The sequence below is a fragment of the Spirosoma sp. genome, assembly GCF_048594605.1.
GTDB lineage: Bacteria > Bacteroidota > Bacteroidia > Cytophagales > Spirosomataceae > Spirosoma.
The window spans coordinates 1-17,294 of record NZ_JBMDWV010000079.1 but is presented as its reverse complement, the minus strand read 5'-3'; the positions used below and the strand labels follow the sequence as shown (position 1 = coordinate 17,294).

The following is a 17,294-nucleotide window of genomic DNA, read 5'->3' as shown; positions in this document are numbered from 1 at the left end:
CTTTTCGTACGATGAGAATATGATTTCTCCCGGACGTATTGCCCTGGTTAACGTAGTAGCCAATCTGCTGTCGGTCGGTATCGACGAGAGTACGTATTCCATGAAAAAATGGCGGGAGAACAGGCTCGAGAAAGAGCAGCTGGAAAAAATTAACATACAGAGTCAGCTGGAAAGCCTTAAAAATCAGGTAAATCCTCACTTTCTGTTCAACAGTCTCAACTCGCTCTCCTCACTAATTGACGACGAGCCCGAGAGAGCTGAACAGTTTGTTGATGAGATGGCAAAAGTGTACCGGTATTTACTGCAAACCAATGAAGATGTACTCACTACGCTGGATACTGAGCTAGGCTTTATTCAATCGTATTATCATCTCCTTAAAACACGCTACGGTGCCGGTATTGGCATGCATATTGACGTAGCGCCCCAGGCCCGTAATTATCAGTTGCCGCCCCTGACGCTGCAAATGCTGGTCGAAAATGCGGTCAAGCATAACGTCATTCATGCCGGAAAACCGTTGTTGATCGAGATCGAAACAACTAATTCGGGCGAATTGCGGGTACGCAACAATCGTCAGCAAAGGTCAGGCGGACGCATGTCTTCCAATAAAGTTGGTTTGGCCAATATTTCGGCGAAGTATCGATTACTAGCGCAAACCGATCCCGTCGTTTTGTCGGATGATGATCACTTTACGGTTATTCTCCCTTTATTGAAACCAGAGCGGGTTTGAGGGATTTATTTCACTACGCTATTTGAGGAGAACTTACGGGCGGAAGCAGTGGTAATATGACCGTAAAATACCCACCCGTATCCTGTACGATAATCTCCGATTTGGTCAGCATTCGGTACTTAGCCGAAATATTGGCCAGACCAACACCGTTGCTCAGTACGCCTGCATTTTTGCGCTGTAGATTGTTGCGTACCACCAATACAACCGATTGGTTTTGCTCATCTGCCGTCGAAACAGCCTTTATCTCAATAGAAAGCGGTTTTGCTGGAGCGATCACGTTATGCTTGACAGCGTTCTCGGCCAGCATCTGTAATGTGAGCGACGGAATTGTATACGTAAGGTATTGATCGGGGATGTTCACCTCAAGCATAATCCCTGATCCGTGGCGCGTTTGCAGCAGATGAGCGTAGGCCCTGATAAATCCTAATTCTGTTTCCAGCGTGGTCAATTCCCGGTCGTTGGCCTGGAGCATATACCGATATACTTTCGAAAGCTCGTCGACAAATTGGCTGGCTTTTTGGGGCTCGTCGTCAATTAGTGAGGAGAGCGAGTTAAGACTGTTGAACAGAAAGTGAGGGTTAACCTGACTTTTCAGCGAATCGAAACGAGCCTGCCATTCAGCTTTAATCAATTGTTCTTTCTCCTCATAAACCTGTCGCCATTGCCGAAACAGGTACGTTCCTTCGTAAATACCACCATAGATACATACATAAAAAATCTGAATACCCATGGTTTCCAGGTAATCGATAAGACCAATCTGATAGACGCCAACCTGTAGGAAATGATTGATCGCGATACGTAGCAGGGTGTTGAAGTTAGCAAGTACCAAAACCACCCCCATCAGAATATACAGCCGCTGCCGGGCCCGAGCAAGCCCAGGGTAATAGCGCTGAATCGTCTTTACCGCCCAACGGCCTAATTCCCAGCCTACATAACCACAGAAGATGGATATGGCTGTTAGTTGTAATTGCTGTTTTAGGGAAATGCTCAAATAGATTTTGAGCCGAAAGAAAATGATGCCGAATAGAAATAAAGCAAGCGGTCCAAACAGGCGTAGTTTAACACCTCTGGAATACGTAATGGGCATGAGCTTAGCAACAACCAAGGGTTGTCTTAGCAAAATAACGAATAGTTAAGCCATATACAATAGCGTACATACTTAAATAATAGGATAAGTAGGCGAGTTGGCCAGTTAGCAAAAATCCCGACAAACATTTGTCGGGATTGTGTTCATCGTATTGGATGGGTTACTTGTTTTGGTTGTTAGACCCGTTCGATGGATTAGCCTGCGTTTGCTGCGATATAGGAGTCCGTTGCGGTTTATAGATCGCGCCCGTCGCAAAATCGACAATGGTACCGGGCCAGAATAATAGGATGTCGGCAATCAGGGCTCCGGCCCGTACCTGACGTTGCTGTTCGCCGGGGAGTGGTTTACGTTTTTGGGCTTCCGTGATACGACCTCCGAAAACGGTAGCGCAACTGCTTAACGAACCTGATAACGTAACGGCAGCCAAAGCAAATACCGTAAACTTTTTAAACGATTTCATGAGTGTGTTTCTGGTGTGAACAGGAGTGGTAATGAGGGTGGGCTTATTTGGTTGATGTAAGCGTAATGGGGGCACCATCCGGACCCTCGCCTTCTACGCTGATTTTGTTGCCATTACCCCGGGCAATTACAGTGCCATCGTAGCGGTATTCTATGTTTCCTCCACTTGTTTCGGTAACCGTTACGTTGTCAGCCGCATCTTCTGCGTAGGTTTCGCCGGTCGATTTGAGCTGAAAGCTCAGTTCTATCGATACCGTTGTGGCTGATTCGCGCGTTACAACAATTCCGCCTTTCAAATTGGTTTGGCTGGCTGGATACGTTTTGCCGCCACTCGAGGCTTCAGAAAAATTGTACTGACCAGCAACGCGGGCTCCTAAATCGGGAGTTAGCACAGAATCTTGTTTCTTACAGGCACTAAGTGAGGCAACAAACAAAATTGCCAGAAGGGCAGGACGACGAAAAAATAGTAGTGATTTCATGGTGTGAACCAATTGATTGGGTTAGAAAAGAGATGATTTTAGCCAGCATTTGCGGCCTGGTGATACAAAAGTGGCTGGCAAAACAGCCTAAGCGAAGGGCATACTGCACCAACTGACAAAACAGAGGCTTCAACAGGTATAACCGTCGGATGAAGTGATCGGATACTAAGGCTGGTACGCACCGTTATTTGAGCGTGCGTTATCTGGTTTAACCACGTAGTGGATTGCTACAAATTCTCCGTATCCCAGGTAGACGTTACTACAGTAATGTTTTCAGATGGTGCTCCAGGTGTGCTACGTAGTCTTCAATCAGCCATCCCAGCGTGTATTCTTTGACATCAGACGTATTGATGTGTACCGGTTGGGCAAGGGCTTCGGCTGGAGTCGCTTCTGCTACGTATAGAATCTGTGTGTTCAGACTTTGCCAAAGCGTTAATAAATGCGCAAGTGGTAATTCCTGATAATGATTTACCCTTACCAGTTCATCCTGTCTGTAGGGCTGAATCGGATACGGACCATCCGCAAACTGGGCGTCCGTAAACCGTTTCAGGTTATTAACTGCCGAGTCGATCAGATGCCCTAGTATTTCTTTCCGCGACCATTTGCCCCGCATTTTTTTGGTCAATTCCGCTGCCGAACGTAGCACTACGCGTGAAGGAACGTCAGCAATGTGGTTACGAAGCCGGTTGAGTGCATCCATTGGTGAACAGTAATTTACGTGAAATAAAAAAGCGGCCAGAAAGCCGCTTTACTTAAATCATACTCAAATACCTTGGGAACTGCTCTTTCCAGACTGGCCAGTCGTGGTTGCCCCAGGGCGTTACGTCGAGTTTGTGCCGTATACCTTTGTTGCCTAAGATTCCCGACATCTGGAAGTTGGCATCTTTGCAGAAATCATATTCCGACGTACCCAGCACAATATTCATGTGATAGAATTCGTCGTTATGCGCGTTGGGCATAAAATCGGGCGGGTTATTAAAATAGACGTTATCGTCGTAATAACTGCCTAAAAACGAGCGAATATTGAATGCAGCGCCCATCGAAAGCAGATGACCAACCTGTTCAGGATGCCGGAACGCAAAATTCAGGGCATGGTAACCACCAAACGAAGCACCTGATACGCCAATTTTCTGAACATTACACTCCCGCTGAATACCCGGCACCAGTTCTTCGTGCAGAAAACGATCGTACAGTACGTGGTTCCAGATACGTGTGCCCGGATGCAGGTGTTTGGCGTACCAGCTGTCGCGGTCAATGCTGTCGATACAGTATAGTTTGACTTTGCCCGTTTCGACAAACCAGCGGGCTGTCTCAACCAATCCAAAATCTTTGTACTCATAATAATGCCCCATAGAGGTCGGAAAGAGCAGAACCGGATAGCCCCAGTTGCCGTAAACCAGCATCTCAATATCGCGGCCTAAGTGGTGCGAATACCATTTTCTATAATCTTCCTGCACAGTATTGTCGAGTTGATGAGTACGTTGAAATTTCGGTTGAAAATAGATGAAATAGCTGGGAAGGTCAATGTCAACCAAAAGTTACTTATGAAAAATGCCTATTTTGCGGCTTGATGACTACCGTACTGTTGACATTTCTTGTGCTTATGGCTGATCCTTTACTGGCCTCTCATGCTGAACCATCCACCGTTACAATCCAGCGTGATGATTCGTTGTTTTCCGTTCCCCTTAAACGTACTGTCCACCTGGATATCGTGTTGCCGCCCGGCTACGCGACTTCGGGTGTTACGTATCCCGTACTTTATCTGAACGATGGTCAGGATTTAGCTCGCCTGCGAATGGAGAACGTATTAGATTCACTGTATGAGAAAAAAGCCATCCAGCCGTTTGTTTTAGTAGCCATCCACGCGGGCGACCGGATTCAGGAATACGGAACAGCTGCGCAGGCTGATTACATGCATCGGGGTAGCAAGGCCGGGCTTTATACCGATTTTGTATTGACCGAATTACTGCCTTACATCAAAAATCACTACCGAATTAGCACTGACCCGGCAAAATCAGCCTTTGCCGGTTTTTCCCTTGGCGGCCTTTCAGCGTTCGACATCGTTTTTCATCATCCCGACCGATTCAGTCGGGCCGGGGTTTTTTCAGGCTCGTTCTGGTGGCGCAGCAAAAGTACCGAAGACGGCTACCGGGATGAAACGGACCGTATTATGCACGATCTGGTGCGCAAGGGCGTTTACAGCCCAAACCTTAAATTCTGGTTTGAAACCGGCACCGACGATGAAACCAGCGATCGGAACAATAACGGCGTTATCGACTCGATTGACGATACGCTCGACCTGATCAGTGAGTTAGTCCGAAAAGGCTACCGACGCGATGAGAACGGCCAACCGCACGATATTCGGTACGTAGAAATTGTAGGTGGGCAACACAATCAGAAAACCTGGAGCCAAATCATGCCTGATTTTCTGACGTGGGCGTTCCCAAAACATAACTAAGTGAAAAGACTGTTCAGAAGAATTCGCTGATGGCGCTTTTGATCTTGTTCGTCGATACGATAAATGGCTTTTTCGTGATGGTTATCGCCACGGGCGTTTGCTTGTCAGATACGGGCTTCAAAACCTGATACGTGCCTTCAACGGCACCAATACCCGTCTGAATCCTGAAATTTCCTTTTGTCGTATCGCCCGTAAAAGCTCCGCCTTTTTCGCTAATGGCCGAATTGGCTTTTGAGGCAAACTGACTGGCCGTTCCAGGGAAATCAATAGTGAATGTGCTCATGTGTGTTTTTGCAAATAGATTATTTATTGCACCTGTTAAGACGGATTGATTCTGTAAGGTTTTTAAAAACTCAGATAAAATTAACCAGTTCAGAGTAGGACGATATAGCCTGAATGCTCTTGTTAATTAAGAGCCCATGATTATGAGGAGTTTGACTATAGGAAAAGTGTTAGCTATACTAGCTATTCTGACGGGTGTACGTTTCGATACGCCCGCAAAGCCCCACGACGGTCCATCACCGCCAGTCCGTAAACTTGTCTGGGCAGATGAGTTCGATAAAGCCGGTTTGCCCGATTCTACGAAATGGAAATATGAAGTGGGTGGCAACGGCTGGGGCAATAATGAACTCCAGTTTTATACCGCCCGACGTAGCGAAAATGCCCGTGTCGAAAATGGAAAGCTAATCATTGAAGCCAGAAAGGAAGCGTATCAGGGCAAAAACTATACTTCTGCACGCATAAGTTCACAGAATAAACAGACCTGGAAATACGGACGTATTGAAGCCCTGGCCAAGCTCCCCAAAGGCCTTGGGACGTGGCCTGCCATCTGGATGCTGGGCAGCAACATTTCTACCGCCGACTGGCCCACCTGTGGCGAAATTGACATTATGGAGCACGTTGGTTATGACGAAGGCGTGATTCACGGCACCGTGCATACCGAAGCTTATAACCACGGCAAACATACCGAAAAAGGTGATACGCTACGTGTGAGCAACGTAGCATCGGCCTTTCATCTGTACGCCATCGAATGGACGCCTGACCAGATCGACTTCTTTGTCGACAATCAGAAATATTATAGCGTTAAAAAAGCCGATCTGGGCGAGAACGTAACGCAGTGGCCCTTTGATCAACCCTTTTACCTGATTCTGAACGTAGCAGTCGGTGGAAACTGGGGTGGTAAAAAAGGCGTCGACGAAACCATCTGGCCGCAACGTATGGAAATTGATTACGTTAGAGTATATCAGTAGAAAAGGCCAAAACAGTAGCACAAGACGCTTTATCCCCCAAATATGGGATATCTTACTGAAAGAGTGCCCACTATCTTTACAAACAGATATCGTTTTGTACTCTCACTGCTGTTATTCCATGCCAGTCCGTGTTCTGATATACGAAGATAATGCACCCTTACGCGAAGCGCTCAGTACGCTGGTCAACGACGCTGACGAGTGTATGCTGGTGGGGGCATTCGGCGATTGTCTGCGCGCCAACGATCAAACGTATCAGCTTCAGCCCGACGTCGTACTGATGGATATTGACCTGCCGGGGCGGGATGGTATTCAGGCCGTTATGAGTTTACGCCGGGAGTTTCCGGCGGTAGAAGTGCTGATGTTGACCGTTTTCGATGACGACGACCGCGTATTTCGCGCCTTATGTGCCGGAGCGTCGGGTTATTTGCTCAAACAAACGCCACCTGATCAACTCATCGAAGCGATTCAATCCGTCTATGCCGGAGGAGCCCCCATGTCGCCGAGTATTGCCCGTAAAGTAATTCAGACATTTCCGTCACGGTCTACGCAATCGGCGGATCTGGACCAGCTTACCGGTCGCGAGAGTCAGGTGCTGCATTATCTGGCGCAGGGCATGAGCTACAAACTAGTAGCGGCTGAACTGGGCGTTGGTATCGAAACCGTTCGAACCCACATCAAACGAATTTACGAAAAACTACACGTGCATTCGGTGGTCGAAGCCGTATCGAAATACCGAACGTAGTACGTATCAGGGAATTGCCAGCAGGGCAGTGTCTTTTGCGGCAATGGGTGTCGCGCGTTCTGATTCGGGCCGGGTTGGACAAAAAACCTGAATCTTTGTTCCCGCTCCCGGCTCGGATGTAATCGAAAAAATAGCCCCCATCTGATCGGCCCTCAATTGAACACTACGTAATCCCAGGCCGCTGGTGTTGATCGTCTGATCAAATCCGACGCCGTCGTCGCGCATACTCAGCACGAGTCCAGTTGGCTCAACGTGCAGCGTGATCCAAACGTTGTCTGCATTCGAATAACGCAGACTATTGGTCAACCCTTCTTTAACGATCAGGTGAAGTTCACGACGTTGCCGCTGCGTGAGCGCGTGTAATGCATCCGACTCCGTGAAATCAATATGGAGCCGAATTTCACTGTCCTTAAAAAGGTGGTAAGCGGTTTCGCGAAGGCGCAATCCAATATGCTGGAGCGTATCGCTGGATGAATTCAGGCTCCAGACAATCTCGCGCATGGACTCCATCACCTGCCGGGCGGTCTGGCTAATGGTCATCAGCCGCTGTTGGGCGCGTTCATCCGATACGTAGCGGGCCGTCGTCTGGCTTAAGATGCTGATACTGCTCAGTTGCGAGCCCATTTCGTCGTGGAGGTCGCGGGCAATCTCGTCGCGTAAGCTATTGATTTGTAATTGTTTGTGTTCGTTCTCCCGCAACTGCTCGATGAGTTGGGCCTGGTATTCCGTTTTTTCACGCTCGATTTGACGATTTACTAAGGAGATACCAATCATCACGAAAATAGACTCAAGAATAACGCCAATTTCCAGCGGAGTCATTGGGAAGGTAAAAGGCGATTCGGATTGTCGGCTGGCCAGTCCAAGCTGATACGTAACCAGGCCCAGCATGCCGCCCACGATGTAAAAGGAAGTCCCGGAAATAAAAAAAGTTAATGCCTGATTCCGCAGGCGGAGAATGCGCGGCACAGTAGCCAGGGCACAACCGGCCAGGACGTACCGGGTAAAACTGTGGAAAGCTGCCTGGTAGGCGTTTCCGGTCGTATCCGTCAGGAAACAGAGCAGGTCCACCACAATCAGACCCAGGGATAGAACGGACGTGAAATTAATGAGCCGGACACTAACGGTATCGTTCGTCTGCAAATCCATTAAAAGAATAGCGAAACGACCATAAATGATAAGCGAAATACACTGCACAATACTTTCGATCATCATGCCGAAGCGTATCTGCTGGGCGGGGGCATGATGATCCATAGCGGCATGGTACTGATCGTTGAGAAACACGTACCAGAACATGCAGAACAAGTACAGACCGTACAGAAAATAAATCTGTTTGCGGTGCCATACGTACAAGATGATCGTATAGACCAACATCATAATCAACATGCCATCCAGAAAGATACGTAGCGTATAATAATTGAGTATAGTCTGCATACTAGAGTGGGTGAATGACTAATTAGTCGCTATTTGTTAGAAGGTAGTAACAAAATATGTACAAACTTTCAGGTTTTGAGTTAAAGGTTGTTCTCTACGGCCAGCCACAGCAATATCGTCAAGCCAGTAATTCCTGAATTGTAAAAACACGACATTTATACGTTGCCGGACAGTCGACCCGCTTCTTCGCAACAGCCTTTGCCTAATTTCTCTGGTACTTTATACCGTGTCACCCTTTTATGGGATTTCGGATCGTTCTCCTGTTGCTGAATTTTGGTACGTAATCAAGCCCATTTCCGCTTCAATCAGTACCATAATGAAATCAACACCACTCTTTCTGCTTTGGGTCAGTCTGCTGCTGGTTCTAAGCTTCGGCATGCAGAACTGCAAAAAAAGCGAGCCCGACCCGGTCAAACCCGGCCCCACGACTCCGGGCAGCACGACGACGACACCCGGAACGTCAACCACTGCTGCCACCAGCACAATTCCGGTGGTAAGTGCCAACGCTCCGGTTGCATCGGGCATTACGTCGGCCTCAGCTAGTGTGTCGGCTACTATCGACGGGAACGGTGGCGGCACTATCAGCCAGCACGGGTTCGTCTTTAGTAAAACAGCTCCAACCCCCACGCTCACTGATAGCAAAACCGAACTCGGTGTTACTACCGGGCCGTTTCCACTGACCATAACGAGTAAGCTGACAGGGCTGGAGGCTAACACGACATACTACGTGCGGGCGTATGCCACCAATGAGAAGGGCACAGCGTACGGCGCGGTGACGCAGGTGAAGACCAGCGAAGTGCCTGTAGCATCGAACAGTGAAGATGCCGAGACAATTTATGTTGGAGCATATTACAATCTCTATGCCTTCGATGCTGCGACGGGTCGACAAAAGGCCGCTTACGGCATAACAGGCGGCAGTGTCAGTGCTGACCCGGCTGTGACTAATGATGTAGTGTATACTGGATATAATACCCTGATGGCCTACCAGCGTAGCACCGGACGCCGTTTGTGGGAAGAACTTGGTTTGACCGGAGAGGTCGAGGAGCCGATGACGGTAGCGGGCGACGTTTTGTATGTTTCCACCACAAAAGGGAAACTTATAGCCTATGACCCGGCAAAACCAACCAAAAAATGGGAGACAAATATTACGGATGCGAGAAGCCCGGTTGTTATCGGGAGTACGGTGTACGTATCGGGCAGTAGTGGAATCGTAGCCCTAAATGCTGCCGACGGAACCCGAAAATGGTCGTATGGCCCGGCTATGTACACTGGTGTGGCCGTTGCGGGCGGAATCGCTTATGCAACCGGCCAACGCAATACGCTGCACGCTGTTGATATAGCCACAGGCACAAAGAAATGGTCGTATGAGATGGGAACAACGTTCGATGTCCTCACTTCATGCGCCACCGTAGCCAACAATACCGTTTACGTGGGCAGCGGTGATAAAAAACTGTACGCCGTTGATGCCACGACAGGTGCGAAAAAATGGGACTTTCTGACGGGGGGGACGCTTGCTTCAAGCCCATTTGCCGCGAACGGTATGGTCTTTTTCTTAAGTTCCGACGCAAATCTGTATGCTGTCGATGCCGCTACTGGCACTAAAAAGTGGAACGTATCGGTAGGGAATACTTTCGGTTATTCCAGCCCGGTTGTGGTAAATGGTATAGTGTATTTCACGGGCGGCAACAAAACGCTATATGCCTTTGATGCCGTGACGGGTACTGAAAAATGGAAGGTAATTACCGCAGAAACCTTAACATCCAGTCCAACTGTAGTTGCCAAAAATGGCAAGATTTTCAACTCCGGTCGGAGCGGGGCTCAACAATAAGCACCGTTTTAAAACGCCCATTCACTTTCTAAACCAGCACAAATCCATATGGAAACGTCACAAAAATTCACGCCCGACCTGAAGGGTTGCGGCAAGACGGCTACGCACGTGGCTACATCGAGCATACAAAAACCAGTGTCTGATTTCGGTCGCACGCACCTGCTGCTACGTAACGTGAGCGAGTATTACACGGCCTTCAACCGGGCGCACTGGGGGCCTTATCCGGTCAACTGTTTCGACCACTGTTTAGGCGGGGGCTTAGCCTGTTTCCTGTTCGATCTGATTGAAGATGGTTGCTACCGGGCGGTGTTCAAAACCCAGCGTTACAAAGAAGTGAAAGGAACACGCAACAAGGTATGGTTTCATATCCATGAAAAGGGCATTGTCGGTCACCGGGAAACGACCGAAGGGGAGTATCAGCTATTTACCGTCGAATTAGGTCGGTTTAGTCAGGAGGGCGGTTTGTGGCAGCTTTGCCTGAACGTCAACACAGCCCATCCCGACAATATGTTTGCTTTTTATGAAGCCAGTCTGGAGCGATTGATATAGCCGGTTAAGTGGCCTGTTTAGAATCTGGTTGAAATCTAAATAGGTCCTTGCATCCATCTTTTCAAATCCACAATCATGAAACGTATCATTTCAATTCTCCTGCTAATCGGACTGGGTTTGCCCATGCTGTTTGAGGGCTGCAAAAAGCCCGAAAGCGACCCAGTTGCGCCAACGCCCAGCTCAACAAAAGATTCAACAATTTTCTCAACCCTCTATATTGGGTGTAATGAAGCTAACGGAAACAAAGGACTACTCCTGCTCTATACCCAACAGGATTTGATAAAAAGTACGTATCAGCCTGTTAAGATTTTGGGGGCCGACTATCTGCGGTTCTCCTATAAGAATTACACGGAGATTTATGCCGCCCTCCAGGTTGCTCATGCAACTCTCATTCGTCGAGACCCAGTTGTCAAAACGTACTCGTCGGCCCCGGAATTCTGGGAGAATAGCTTTAAAAGTAAGACGGGTTTTGTTAAGCGGCAGTCGCTGACAAAAGAACAGGCCGTTGCTTTTTTAAATCAGGAAACAATACAGTTGGTCCGGGCTTCGGGGAGACCTGTACCCTGGCAGTGGACCGATCCACTGGAAGCTATACTAACGGCGTTCGTCACGCCCGCCCAGGCAAAAAATACCAATTCAGCCCAGGCAGAGAGTTGGTTCGGCCACGTATCGTTCGAATCGGTGTTAGAGGTTGCGGGTGGTATTGCGGTTGGCGTAATTGGTCTGGAGATTGGCGGGGCTGTAGTCATTGGGGTGACGAGTGTTATTGCGGCCGGATTTGTCTTCGACGGGTTTAAGGATATTTATAATTCGCTGGTGGGAAACCCGGCTCAACGGGCCGTTGATGCCTATAATCGGGGCTTGTCGAATCCGGGTTCGTCAGGCCCGAACGGAAACAGCCTTTGGGATGCAGTAAAAGGTTTTTTTGGCATGAGTTCAGGTGATCCGCATCTGGTTACACTTGATAAAGTCAAGTATGATTTTCAGGCAATGGGCGAATTCATCGCCATGAAATCAACAACCGACAAGTTTGAGGTGCAGGTGCGGTATGGCGCACAGGGCGAGAGCAGCGTGACATTCAACCAGGCCATTGCCATAAATACGGGTGCTGATATTATTAGCTGCGACTTTTCGCAAACATACGTGTATGTAAACAAGCAGAAAATCACGTTGTCGCAGATAAACGAAAAATCGTATGCCTTGCCTGGCGGTGGTAACCTGATAAGAAGCAGCGGAATTTTGCTGATTACCACGCCCAATAAGGATCAGGTTGCGGCCATTGCCAATGGTTTCTATTTTAAGCCTGCCGATAACCGAAAAGGAAAACTCGCTGGCTTGTTCGGAAATTTTGATGATAATCAGAGTAACGATGGACGCACTCGTGACAACAAGGTTGTAAATCTGCTACGTCCTGATGAACTATATCCTGCCTATGCCGATAGCTGGCGCATTACGCAGGCCGAATCGCTCTTTTTTTATGAAAATGGAGCTACTACTGAAACGTACACCGACCGGACCAAGCCCAATAACAAGCGTCCATTTGCCAGTCTGTCGCTCACCGAACGCCAGAGTGCCGAAGCCATTTGCCGACAGGCGGGTGTGACGCGGGAACCTGAACTAAGTAACTGCATTCTGGACGTAGCGATTACGGGCGATGCATCTTACGCTACGTTAGCCAGTGTAGCCGCCAAAGCAACTCCAACCGACAATAATTTTATAGCACTCGCCGACTTCCCCGGTAAGGCCGCTGAAGGAGCCGTGGGCCTGACTGTCAGCGATAAAATTTATGCTGGACTGGGCAAGACATCAGTTGATTGGGCTATGTATGACCCGGCTACCGATATGTGGACAGCCAAAACACCCTTCCCGGCGGGCAAAACGTCATACGGTCGGATTGGTACATTCGTGATTGGCAACAAAATCTATTGCGTGGGCGGAGTAATCGATGGCACCATGACCAACGCCCTCTGGGAGTATGACACCAATACTGACAAATGGACCCGGCGCAAAGACTTGCCCGGCGTAGCCCGGTACAACATAGCGACTTTCGCTACGGGTGGGAAAGGATACGCACTCTTCGGGGCGAATGGCTGGGGTAACGTAGGCGATTTTCCGACCAACAGTGCGGTCTTTCAATATGACCCAGCCACCGATAACTGGACGCAGAAAGCTGATTTTCCGTCTACACCACGTGGCAATAACATTACCAGCCCTGAGTTCAATGGCATGGTTATGGTCATTAACGGACGGCCATTCTTAGGCGGTGGCTCTGGTGGGGGTACGACCGGAAAGGGCTGGTACGAGTATATACCCGCACGGGATGTTTGGGAAAAAAGGGCAGACTCCGTATTCGACGACGGCCAGTATTTCGGCCTTGGAAGCACCGGATACCTGATTCGGGGGAACGCCCTGTTCAGCTACGACGCTACTACCGACACCTGGAGCAAGTTTCCCGGCAAGGAAATTTACCTTCCACTGGCAAGCAACGCGCTGCGGGGTATCAAGCAAGTTCCCGTGCTAAACGGCAAAGCCTATCTCGGCTTGGGCTACCAGACCAGCAACGTGGGCAACAAGGAGTGGTGGAGTTTCACGCCTTAAACCCCGTCACTCAATGCTCCTTACTCAATATCCTTGAACGTACCTGTTGGATATAGTGGCTCTCGTTTGCTTACTGCCGTTCTAATGAAACAAGCACTTCTTTGATTCACTCCAATTCTATTGTAACCATGAGACAGATTCCTGTTCATCGGATTGCCTGCTTAGGGCTATTACTACTCGGTCTGGTTTCCTGTAAAAAAACAGAACCCGATGTTACACCCGGCGGCACGACAACCCCCGGCTCGAATACCAGTACATCGGCCACGACCAAAAGCTCAGCCAAAGACATTTTGGGCTTTGAATTCAGTACTTTGAATCCGGTTGTAAAGGCAGTCATCGAGGCTACGGCCAAAACCATCGCAGCGACTGTTCCGGCCAATATAGATCTGACAAAATTGGCTCCATCTATTTCGCTCCCACCAAAGGCGACTATCTCACCCGGTTCGGGCGTAGCGCAGGACTTTTCAAAAGTCGTTACGTACACCGTTACGGCCGAAGATGGTAGTACACAAGCTTATGCAGTTACAGTCAGTAAAATGCCCGCTACGTCGTCGGTTTGTCGGGTTGTGGCCATAGTCGGTACGTCAAATACGGGTGGATCTAAATCAACGTATCAGTTTGATAGCCAGAATCGCCTGAGTCAAATTAAAATTGAAAATACGAATGCAGGCGGGGCTGTATTGTCGTCGAACACAACGGTTTATACGTATAATGCCGACGGTTTTGTGACTCGTTCAGTACGTAGTTATTGGTATGCCACTCCGGCAAATAGTAACACAAAAGAATTGACGACTAACTACACCTATCAAAATGGACGGATGGTCAAAAATGAACTGATAACGACTACTGTAGGAGGAGCTATCTCCAGTTCAACAACGCAATATGAGTACGACGTCCAGGGGAATGTTAGCAAACGGATCACGTCGTCGGGTAGTTTACAGGAAACCACTACGTTTGCCAATGGAGCCGTTACCGCGATTACCAGCAATCAGGCTACGTATACTCTGAATGCGCAGGGATTTGTGACGAAACGAGTCAGCACCAATGGCACCTCAAACGTATATCAATATAATGCTGCGGGCCAAAATACAGTTATTGAAAGCTATAATGCACAGAGTGTAAAAACAGGTTATACAACCTATCAGAATGTTGACAAAGAGCTAAATACGCCGACAAATCCATTGGGTTTTAAAGGGCATCCGACTACGGTACCAGCGCTGTACGGAAATAATGGGTTGACGGCTAAACAGATTAGCTATATAATCGACGCCACCGGAAAAGAAACCAAAACCAACGAATACATTTGGATGTATCAGGGCGACAGCCGGGGTAATGTAACGAGTTATACATCAACAACCAGCTTCTTGTCGGGTACATCGATGGTGAATAATACTGCTACCTATACTTACGAGTATGCGGGGTGTCAGTAAAGTAGCGCAAAAAGCATTATGGGTTAGTCGCTATTCTTCTTAAGTGACAGAAAAAAACGTACATAACACGTTCAGGCTTTGCCCAACGAGATGCTCACTACGTCCATAATTCCCCGTTTCTGAACTAGTTTCAGACGCTAACTTTCGACGTAACGCTTACGTAGTGAGTATAGTACAGAGTTTGTTGTTGCCTAACGACTTGTTGCCGACTAAGCGTTTAGTCTTTTATATCCATACACGTAAAAACTGCAATTATGTCTAAACTCTATTCACTCCAATCGGCCCGGATCTGGGTAATCATGCTGTTAACAGGTATCGGATTTACCGGTTTACAGGCACAAAGTGTAAGCCAGCTTACCAACGTAGCAGGCAATCCAATACCAGTTCCTCAAAACGTTCAGGGGAACACCATCCGAAACGTGAACGGAACATTGTATTTTGCTGCCCTCACCTATACCCCTGGATACGGTAACTATTATCAACCGTTTCGTTCGGATGGCACACCTGCAAGTACCAAACGGTTGGCTAATATTGAAGTTAGCATGAGTTCTGCCGATTTCATTGAGTATAAGGGGAAAGTCTATTTTTTTGGCTCGGGTGCGGGTAATGCATTGTGTGTATCGGACGGTACACAAGATAATATTGCTGCTGTTAAAGGATTCAGCGTACCGATTACATCCCGATTATTGGTGGCCAATGATAAACTGTTTTTTCTTGCTCCTGTAAGTGGGTCATCACCGTTAACGATATGGATAAGCGATGGTACACCCGCTGGAACCCAACCGCTGGCTGACGTAGTAGGCGTGCCAATTGGGGGCGCCAATCCAACCGAACTGACTGCGGTTGGCAACAAACTTTTTTATAAAGCCAATGCCGATGGAGGGCCGGGTATATGGGTTACGGATGGCACCGCTGGCGGCACCCGGATGGTAAGAGGGGGGCCAAGCTCGCCGGGCGCTTTTACCCCTTATTTTCCTGTTGGTCCATCATTTTTGGCAAAAATGGGCGACAAATTGCTGTTTCGGGCGAGTGGAGACAACAAGGAGGATGAACCCTGGGTAAGCGACGGAACCACCGAAGGAACATTTTCGCTGGATGTTCAAACCGGCGTGATGGGCTCCTTCCCTGATATTGCACCCGGATCTCCGACGTACAGCGACCGTTTTTTCTTTACAACAGGCGCAGGGAACAGAGGATTGTATTCGACGGATGGAACCGTGGCCGGAACGCATTTGATTAAGCCGTTGGTCAACCAGGCTAAGAACTTCACGCTCTTTAATGGCAAATTGTATTTCACCGATTTCAATAATTCGCTCTGGGAAACGGATGGTTCGGAGTCCGGCACTCGGGTGATGGCTGGAGCCCCTGGTGGAGCACGAAATTTAACTGTGACTGGCGGAAAACTCTATTTTACCGTAGCGGCTGGAGGGGGCAATCCGGGCGATGCGTTATGGGTCAGCGATGGCACTGCTGCGGGAACTCGCCGGGTGCTTGAGCCAAATGGCATTCTCGACAGCCGGACGAAATCGCTGCTGGCCTTCAACGATCAGCTTTATCTGACCGCCTTGCCCGTCAGTTCATCGACGACGCCCGAATTATTTCGGCTGAACGCGAATCAGGCACCAATTGCACCCGCAATTTCTGATGCGACTGGTACTGTTGGTCAGTACTTCAACCAGGTCATTCCAGCATTTACTGATCCTGATGGGTCTATTCTCGTCTATACCGTTACGGGATTGCCAGCTAATCTGATATTTAGTGGAGGAGCGGGCGGTATAATAGGCGGTCTGCCAACAGAATCTGGCGTGTTTCAGGTGACAGTAACCGCTACGGATCGGGGTGGTTTGTCGGCCAGTGCTACGTATACGCTTACAATCCAGTCTTCTGGCACGCCACCGCTTTCTGCTACGTCGTTACAACTGCTGCCGCCGACCTACAATTGCCTAACGGGTTTCATTGAATTTCATACCAGCGGAGGTGACGGTTCGCCGATTAGCTACGTAGCGCCGGGTATTAAACGGGCATCTGCGATAGATAATTTTGGCGTTGTAGAGGCCGAACTTCGGGGTGATCCTAAACAAATAGTATTGCAGGCAACTCAAAATGGCACCATCGTGAGCTATACGTTCGATTTGCCAGGTGCCTGTAACGGAAATGGGCAAAATCCTCCACAGCCGCTACAGTTGTTGCCGCCCACCTACGATTGCGTAACGGGCGTAATTAAATTCCGTACCAATGGCGGTGATGGCTCACTCA

16 protein-coding genes are annotated in these 17,294 nt (G+C 48.7%); 9 read left to right on the top strand and 7 right to left on the bottom strand.

Annotated elements, in window-relative coordinates:
- Positions 1–727: sensor histidine kinase (locus ACOJS8_RS04665; protein WP_420147367.1), on the top strand; the 727-nt coding region annotated here is incomplete at its 5' end.
- A 13-nt stretch (positions 728–740) separates the two neighbouring features.
- Here ACOJS8_RS04665 and ACOJS8_RS04660 read toward each other — a convergent pair.
- From ACOJS8_RS04660 to ACOJS8_RS04640, 5 genes are all read right to left on the bottom strand, one after another.
- On the bottom strand, positions 741–1,847 hold the full coding sequence (locus ACOJS8_RS04660) for a sensor histidine kinase (RefSeq protein WP_420147366.1): 1,107 nt from the start codon (positions 1,845–1,847) through the stop codon (positions 741–743).
- A gap of 127 nt (positions 1,848–1,974) precedes the next feature.
- Complete coding sequence (locus ACOJS8_RS04655; protein WP_420147365.1) at positions 1,975–2,274, bottom strand: hypothetical protein; 300 nt, start codon at positions 2,272–2,274, stop codon at positions 1,975–1,977.
- Between the two features lie 43 nt (positions 2,275–2,317).
- Positions 2,318–2,752: a hypothetical protein gene (locus tag ACOJS8_RS04650; RefSeq protein ID WP_420147364.1), complete on the bottom strand. Its 435-nt coding sequence runs from the start codon at positions 2,750–2,752 to the stop codon at positions 2,318–2,320.
- 259 nt (positions 2,753–3,011) lie between these two features.
- A complete protein-coding gene (locus ACOJS8_RS04645) occupies positions 3,012–3,452 on the bottom strand; it encodes a DinB family protein (RefSeq protein WP_420147363.1) in 441 nt (146 codons plus the stop codon).
- A 52-nt stretch (positions 3,453–3,504) separates the two neighbouring features.
- Positions 3,505–4,209 (bottom strand): esterase family protein, encoded by a 705-nt coding sequence (locus ACOJS8_RS04640; RefSeq protein WP_420147368.1) that lies wholly within the window; start codon positions 4,207–4,209, stop codon positions 3,505–3,507.
- A 146-nt stretch (positions 4,210–4,355) separates the two neighbouring features.
- Here ACOJS8_RS04640 and ACOJS8_RS04635 point away from each other — a divergent pair, with 146 nt between their 5' ends.
- Complete coding sequence (locus tag ACOJS8_RS04635) at positions 4,356–5,210, top strand: alpha/beta hydrolase (RefSeq protein ID WP_420147362.1); 855 nt, start codon at positions 4,356–4,358, stop codon at positions 5,208–5,210.
- Between the two features lie 13 nt (positions 5,211–5,223).
- Here ACOJS8_RS04635 and ACOJS8_RS04630 read toward each other — a convergent pair whose 3' ends face one another.
- Positions 5,224–5,493, bottom strand: coding sequence for a hypothetical protein (locus ACOJS8_RS04630; protein ID WP_420147361.1), 270 nt, complete (start codon positions 5,491–5,493; stop codon positions 5,224–5,226).
- Between the two features lie 142 nt (positions 5,494–5,635).
- Between ACOJS8_RS04630 and ACOJS8_RS04625 the strand changes: the two genes are divergently transcribed.
- Both ACOJS8_RS04625 and ACOJS8_RS04620 read left to right on the top strand, forming a co-directional pair.
- Positions 5,636–6,460, top strand: coding sequence for a glycoside hydrolase family 16 protein (locus tag ACOJS8_RS04625; RefSeq protein ID WP_420147360.1), 825 nt, complete (start codon positions 5,636–5,638; stop codon positions 6,458–6,460).
- A gap of 118 nt (positions 6,461–6,578) precedes the next feature.
- Complete coding sequence (locus tag ACOJS8_RS04620) at positions 6,579–7,202, top strand: response regulator (protein WP_420147359.1); 624 nt, start codon at positions 6,579–6,581, stop codon at positions 7,200–7,202.
- 6 nt (positions 7,203–7,208) lie between these two features.
- On the opposite strand, the gene ACOJS8_RS04615 is transcribed toward ACOJS8_RS04620, so the two are convergent.
- Positions 7,209–8,633: a histidine kinase gene (locus ACOJS8_RS04615; protein ID WP_420147358.1), complete on the bottom strand. Its 1,425-nt coding sequence runs from the start codon at positions 8,631–8,633 to the stop codon at positions 7,209–7,211.
- Positions 8,634–8,949: 316 nt separating this feature from the next.
- On the opposite strand from ACOJS8_RS04615, the gene ACOJS8_RS04610 reads away from it, so the two are divergent.
- From ACOJS8_RS04610 to ACOJS8_RS04590, 5 genes are all read left to right on the top strand, one after another.
- Positions 8,950–10,461, top strand: a complete 1,512-nt coding sequence (locus ACOJS8_RS04610) for a PQQ-binding-like beta-propeller repeat protein (protein ID WP_420147357.1) — start codon at positions 8,950–8,952, stop codon at positions 10,459–10,461.
- A 48-nt stretch (positions 10,462–10,509) separates the two neighbouring features.
- Positions 10,510–11,010 (top strand): hypothetical protein, encoded by a 501-nt coding sequence (locus ACOJS8_RS04605; protein ID WP_420147356.1) that lies wholly within the window; start codon positions 10,510–10,512, stop codon positions 11,008–11,010.
- Positions 11,011–11,085: 75 nt separating this feature from the next.
- Positions 11,086–13,608: a VWD domain-containing protein gene (locus ACOJS8_RS04600; RefSeq protein WP_420147355.1), complete on the top strand. Its 2,523-nt coding sequence runs from the start codon at positions 11,086–11,088 to the stop codon at positions 13,606–13,608.
- A gap of 128 nt (positions 13,609–13,736) precedes the next feature.
- A complete protein-coding gene (locus ACOJS8_RS04595) occupies positions 13,737–15,038 on the top strand; it encodes a DUF5018 domain-containing protein (protein WP_420147354.1) in 1,302 nt (433 codons plus the stop codon).
- A gap of 254 nt (positions 15,039–15,292) precedes the next feature.
- The coding region (locus tag ACOJS8_RS04590; protein WP_420147353.1) for a putative Ig domain-containing protein at positions 15,293–17,294 on the top strand (2,002 nt) is incomplete at its 3' end.